Below are 5691 nucleotides of genomic sequence, written 5' to 3' on the forward strand. Positions count from 1 at the left end.
GACGAAGTATCGCTTCAAGAAAGGTACTTGTTTGATCAATTTGATAAGGCGTTTTATTGATAATGTTTAGTTTGCCCCTGGTATTTGAATTACTGACTAAAATCCAAGATAAGTGGCTGCCACTGCAATGTCCGCAGTGATGACAATCTTTTTCATTATGCTGCTCATCACCTACATTATCATTTGAGACATTTCGATCATCTGCATGATCATGTTGAGTTTGAAGGTGCTCTATATCTATTTGGTGATTCTCAGATGTTGAGGATGCTACAGCAGTTAACGATTGTAAAACAATCGAAATAACCAAGAGCATTTTTAGTACAACATTAAGGTTCAAAGTTATCACCAGTTAAATATAGTATTTAAAATACTAGCAGAAACTATTTTCTTAAACTAGCTTTTCAATTCAGTTTCCACGCTTTTACATTAAATAATTTTTTATTTGACTCTATAGCCACTATAGATTTTATACTTATTTTAATATTATTACGGAATGTTAAATATGTCAGAAAAATGTAGTGGTCAGTGTCAATCATCTTCTACCAATGAAGATGTAAAAATTGATACACAATTAGATAACTATAGTGGCGCGTTTGTCAGTACATTTAAAGTACCTCAAATGGACTGTCCTTCAGAAGAGAGATTGATTAGGTTAGCACTTGACTCAATTGAGCCTTCAGTTGGGTTGCAATTTGATATTCCTAGCCGTTTAGTCAAGGTTTTTCATGATGAAAATTTAGATGAGATAACAAAAAAATTACAACAACTCAATCTCGGTGCAGAGTTGGCATCAACTAAAGAAAGTTGCAGCACCGAAGCTGCAAAAGCAAAAGATCTAGCCCAAAAAAATGAGATGAAAGAAGCATCAACCCTAAAATGGTTGTTAGCCATTAATGGAGTCATGTTTTTTATAGAAGTAATTGCTGGGTTGATTGCACAGTCTGCTGGCCTAATTGCGGACTCATTAGATATGTTTGCTGATGCTGCTGTGTATGGTTTGGCTATTTATTCGGTAGGTAAAAGTATCAGCATGAAACTTAGAGCGGCACATATATCTGGTGTGCTTCAAGTTATTCTAGCGCTAGGTGCTTTGAGCGAAGTCGTAAGACGCTTTGTTTACGGTAGTGAACCGATCTCTTCTTTAATGATGATATTTGGTGGAATAGCACTAATCGCTAACATTGCTTGTCTATTTTTAATATTTGGTAATAAAGAAGACGGCGCTCATATGAAAGCAAGCTGGATTTTTTCCGCAAATGACGTTATTGCAAATGTTGGGGTAATCTTAGCTGGCTTTTTAGTTACAGTAACAAGCAGCCGTTATCCAGATTTAGTGATTGGTTTGATTATTGCTGTTGTCGTTTTAAACGGTGCTCGCCGTATCTTACAGCTAAAGTATTAAACAAATTCATCATGGCTATTTATTTAAATTTTAAAACCATTAATAGCATCTTTATAGCTAGTTTAAGTCTGCTTCAAACGGCTAAAGGGAAATGAAGTTATGAAAAACAATGCCTACATTCCGCCATTACGATTTCATTGGTTAACTAATTTTTATGACAGCCTCGTTGCTATCACCACGAGAGAAGCATTTTTTAAAAAACTGATTGTAGATAAAGTTGCCAACGTCAAAGGAAACAACCTACTTGATGTTGGATGTGGAACCGGAACGCTAACAAAATTAATAGCTGAAAAATCACCTAAATATACCGTAATAGGCTTAGATGCAGACCAAACCGCTTTAGATATTTCACAGAAAAAAGTTATAGGCAAGGATCTTAATATTTCTTTTAGACAGGGCTTTGGACAAGAAATGCCTTTTAGTGATAATTCCTTTGATATCGTATTTTCAAGTTTGTTTTTTCATCACTTAAGCCGTTCAACTAAGCGTGCGACATTAACTGAAATTCGTCGGGTACTGAAACCGGGTGGCATTTTATTAATTGCTGACTGGGGAAAGCCGACTTCAATATTTCAACGGATATTGTTCTTTGTCGTTCAGTTATTAGATGGTTTTGAAACTACAAAAGATAATGTAGATGGAGTCCTTCCTTCTTTAGAGGTTGAATCAGGGTTTACTCATGTTTCAGATTTAAACATAGTCCCAACGACTTTGGGAACTATCAGACTGATTGAAGCGAACTAGATAACAATGAACCTAATGCGTCCGTCATATTTTAAACCATATATATCATACGTGATAATGATTTTAATCGCGGTGCAATCTGTGTTTTTTTCGCTAGAAGAGCTTGAAGTAAACTTAATTGAAAGTTCTTTTAATACATCACTAACTGAGTCTATTACCCCGCTAGAATCTCCAGAAACCTCCAATTTATTTGAGGTGAGTAATAGCCAAACTTTAATTGATAATTGTAATTTTTGTTGCTGTTGTCACTTATTTTTAAATGCAGATTATTCTTGTAATATTTTACAAAAAATAGAATATTTCCTTACCTACGCCTTAGTTTCTCCTGAGCTAAAAGGCTATATGTCGGTGCCATTCCGCCCACCTAAATACGCCTAAATTTTATAGAAAATTAAGAAAGGTCAAATGTTAATGACCTAAATATCACATATTAATTTATAGGAAAGTATACATGGCACTTAATACCTGTGAGCATCGCAAGATAGCAATTTTGAGGTGTGTAACACCTCAGCTTAAATATATCGCGTTTCTCGCGTTGTCACTTTTTACATTTAATGTTTATGCCTTTGAAAAGCAGTTAAATCTTCAAGAGGCAATTCAGTGGACGCTTAAACAAAATCCTGAACTCAAAATATTTGATTTCAAACAAACCGCATTAACAGGACAAGAACAAACAGCAAGTTTAAATCCCGCTTATGAACTAGAAGTTGAAGCTGAGAACTTTGCAGGCTCAGGTGAATTTAATGCATTCGACAGTGCTGAATTAACAGTCGCTCTATCTTCGGTTATCGAAATGGGAGATAAACGCTCAGCGCGGATTGGACTTGTTTCAAAATCAAGAGCACTACTCAATGCTGAGAAAGAAGTCTCTGCGCTTAATTTAATGGCTCAAGTCACTGAGAAGTACGTGGAAGTACTTGCAGCCCAACAAAGAGTGATATTGGCAGATAATGCATTGAGCTTAGCACAAGAAACGTTAGAGATTGTATCTCAGCGTAACCGCGCAGGTGCTACTCCTGAGGCTGAAGTGAAACGTTCAAAAGCAGTTATTGCTCAGGCTAACCTCACCCTTCAATCTGAACAAAAGCGCTTGGAATATCTAAAGCTTTCTTTATCAGCTTACTGGGGAGAAACATCAGTGTCATTCTCTAGAGTAACTGGAGATCTGTTTCAGTTTGGCAATGATAGTGATTTTAGTAGTCTCTTTGCGAAATTAGAGAAAAACCCTGCTATTCAAGTTTATGCAAGTGAGCAGCGACTAAAAGAGGCCGAATTACAGTTGGCTAAAACAGAGTCAACGGCCAATATCAAATGGTCTGTTGGTGTTAGGCGCTCTCAAGAAGCCAATGATACGGCACTGGTCGCTGGCTTTAGCTTACCTTTGTTTGCTGAAAAGCGAAATTCTGGTGCAATCGCTAGTGCGCTAGCAGAGCGTGACCAAGTTGCCATAGAGAAAGAGGCGACTAAGTTGAGGTTTAGAAATCACTTACTACGAGCATACTCCAATAGAAAACAAGCCATATTAACAGCTAATTCATTAAAGCAGTCGGTTATCCCAATGCTTGAAGATGCACTGGAAGATACTCAAGACGCCTATCAAAAAGGTCGATATGGATATCTTGATTATGTATCGGCTAGACAAGAGCTGTTAAATGCTCGGCGAACCCTCATTGATGCGGCATCTGCTGCCCTAATTTATGGCGCAGAGATAGAAAAACTAACAAACGAAGCGCTGTCACTCTAAATAAACATCACTTTAAGTTTAATAACAATTTATTGATTCAGTTATTAACTGAATCGTTTAGGAATTCAAAATGAAAAACTATTTACTCGCACTATTGATTTTTATTGGGTATCTATCACCCATTCAAAGTGTTATCGCTAGTGAAGATGAACATGAAGGCGAAGAAGGCATTAGCAAAATAAACAATAACATGGCAAAAAGGCTTGGTGTTGAAACAGCCTATTTAGCTTCAAAAACGTTGAACCAAACTATCCCTGTATACGGCGCTACGACGATAGGCGCTGAACAATTATTTCAAGTTGGCGCTAGATATAACGGCGTTATAAAGACAATTAACTCCACTGTTGGTGATAAGGTAAAAAAAGGAGATCTATTAGCCGTTATTGAATCTAATGAAAGCTTAAATACCTATAAAATAACATCCCCTGTTTCTGGGACTGTTTTACAGAGAAATGGAAATATTGGCGGTATCACGCAAAACACTAGCTTGTTTGAAATCGTCAATTTTGACACCTTGTGGGCTGAATTTAAGGTGTTTACCAGCCAATATAATCAAATCAAAGTCGGTCAACCTGTTGATATTGAGCATGGTGAACAGGCATTCAACTCAACCATCACCAATATAATTCCAGCTAAAGATCAGTCTTATGTTTTAGCACGTGTACGTTTAAATAACACTGAGCTAAACCTAACCTCAGGCCAATTATTAATGGGCAGCGTAAGGATAAACCGATTTGAGGTGGATTTAGCCGTCGAGAAAGTTGCGATACAAGAACTGGGAGGACAATTTGGTGTCTTTGTAAAAGAAGATGAAGAGTACGAGTTTGCGCCACTTGTGCTCGGACGTTCAGACAAAAACTATATCGAGGTCATTGATGGCCTCAGTAAAGACGCTGAATATGTAAACAAAAACAGTTATCTGATAAAAGCGGATATTTTGAAATCTGAAGTAGAAGACGACGATTAGGAGACGCAATATGATTGAATCAATTTTGCGTCTAGCAATAAATAGACGCTATTTAGTATTAAGTCTGCTGATGGTAATCATCGGCGTTGGCATGTGGAGTTATCAAAAACTTCCCATTGATGCTGTTCCAGATATAACAAACGTGCAGGTACAAATAAACACTTCTGCCCCCGGTTATTCACCTTTGGAAGCGGAACAAAGGGTGACCTTTCCTGTAGAAACCGCCTTAGCCGGATTGCCAAAGCTGTCTCACACCCGCTCCCTGTCAAGATATGGATTATCTCAAGTAACCGTTATCTTTGAAGAGGGAACCGATATTTATTTTGCTCGCAACTTAATCAATGCAAGATTAGCTGCGATAAAAGGCGTTATTCCCTCTGGCTTAGAGCCAGAAATGGGTCCTATTTCGACAGGGCTTGGCGAAATATTTATGTATACCGTACAAGCTTCTCCTGACGCTAAAATGCCTAATGGAGAGCCTTATACCGCTATTGCCTTAAGAGAAATACAAGACTGGATCATTAAACCGCAATTGGCTCAAGTTAAAGGCGTCATTGAGGTCAACAGTATCGGCGGCTACAACAAGCAATATCACATAACGCCTAAACCCGAAAAATTACTTTTTCATCAGGTAACCTTTGAAGAAATATCTGATGCATTACGTAAAAACAATGACAACCGTGGCGCAGGTTATATCGAACAAAACGGACAGCAAGTTTTAGTACGCTCCATTGGGCAACTAGCGACAATAGATGAGATCCTCAATGTCATCATCAAAAAGAACGATGGTATTCCTGTAAAAATAAGTGATGTTGCCAATGTTGCTATAGGCAA

General features: G+C 37.7%; 7 protein-coding genes. 6 read left to right on the forward strand and 1 reads right to left on the reverse strand.

Translation table 11 applies throughout. The features are described 5' to 3' along the window. A partial coding sequence (locus tag MTN96_RS36525) for a hypothetical protein (protein ID WP_248534794.1) occupies window positions 1–337 on the reverse strand: 337 nt, incomplete at its 3' end. A 165-nt stretch (window positions 338–502) separates the two neighbouring features. On the opposite strand from MTN96_RS36525, the gene MTN96_RS36530 reads away from it, so the two are divergent. From MTN96_RS36530 to MTN96_RS36555, 6 genes are all read left to right on the forward strand, one after another. Beyond that, window positions 503–1402, forward strand: a complete 900-nt coding sequence (locus tag MTN96_RS36530) for a cation transporter (RefSeq protein ID WP_029771720.1) — start codon at window positions 503–505, stop codon at window positions 1400–1402. Window positions 1403–1501: 99 nt separating this feature from the next. Beyond that, window positions 1502–2146, forward strand: a complete 645-nt coding sequence (locus MTN96_RS36535) for a class I SAM-dependent methyltransferase (protein WP_029771721.1) — start codon at window positions 1502–1504, stop codon at window positions 2144–2146. 81 nt (window positions 2147–2227) lie between these two features. Then, window positions 2228–2524: a hypothetical protein gene (locus MTN96_RS36540; RefSeq protein WP_223230508.1), complete on the forward strand. Its 297-nt coding sequence runs from the start codon at window positions 2228–2230 to the stop codon at window positions 2522–2524. A gap of 73 nt (window positions 2525–2597) precedes the next feature. Then, window positions 2598–3890: a TolC family protein gene (locus MTN96_RS36545; RefSeq protein WP_008109686.1), complete on the forward strand. Its 1293-nt coding sequence runs from the start codon at window positions 2598–2600 to the stop codon at window positions 3888–3890. Window positions 3891–3960: 70 nt separating this feature from the next. After that, window positions 3961–4857: an efflux RND transporter periplasmic adaptor subunit gene (locus MTN96_RS36550; protein WP_029771722.1), complete on the forward strand. Its 897-nt coding sequence runs from the start codon at window positions 3961–3963 to the stop codon at window positions 4855–4857. 10 nt (window positions 4858–4867) lie between these two features. Further along, window positions 4868–5691: efflux RND transporter permease subunit (locus MTN96_RS36555; RefSeq protein ID WP_248534797.1), on the forward strand; the 824-nt coding region annotated here is incomplete at its 3' end.

The sequence above is a fragment of the Pseudoalteromonas sp. 2CM28B genome (assembly GCF_023161935.1).